The organism is Blautia sp. AF14-40, from assembly GCF_003479665.1.
GTDB classification, from domain to species: Bacteria; Bacillota; Clostridia; order Lachnospirales; family Lachnospiraceae; genus Fusicatenibacter; species Fusicatenibacter saccharivorans.
The window spans coordinates 1-513 of sequence record NZ_QUHK01000128.1; the positions used below are offsets into that span (position 1 = coordinate 1).

Consider the following 513-nt stretch of genomic DNA (forward strand, 5'->3'; position numbering starts at 1 on the left):
CCGCTGTAAAGGGACTGCATTATTTAAGAGGTTTGCTATAGATCAGAAAGAAATAAGCAGAAAACACAAAATGATGATCAATCAGACAGTTAGTATCGGTATCTTAAAAAATGATCTGATCTATATTCTTCTTGAAACAGATAATCAAAAGAAAAATATATTATTTCAGCAAATATACGAAGATATCAGTAAGAATCTTGTTCCCGTTCGACCTGACCGACATTATACCAGAACGAAAGGTCAGTTAGCAGGAAAATATTCGAATACTCATAAAAGAGCATACTGATCTAAAAGATGTGAGTACAAAGAGAAAGGGATAAGTATGTCCATATAAAAATCAGAAATCATAGTTTTACAAAGGCTTACGATTTCTGCTTTTTGCTAAAGTTAATGACATTGATAGATTTAAAGGTTTTCATATTATATATTATTTTAAAAGACGGATTTCAATTTTCACTTGCTAATGGTATAATTCTTATGAATAAAATGATGCTTTTATTGAGGAGAGAAATC

1 pseudogene is annotated in these 513 nt (G+C 30.0%); it reads left to right on the forward strand.

Going from position 1 to position 513, the window contains the following annotated elements:
- Positions 1-286 (forward strand): annotated as a pseudogene (locus DWW13_RS18675) (hypothetical protein); the annotation flags it as partial.
- Positions 287-513: the final 227 nt, after the last annotated feature.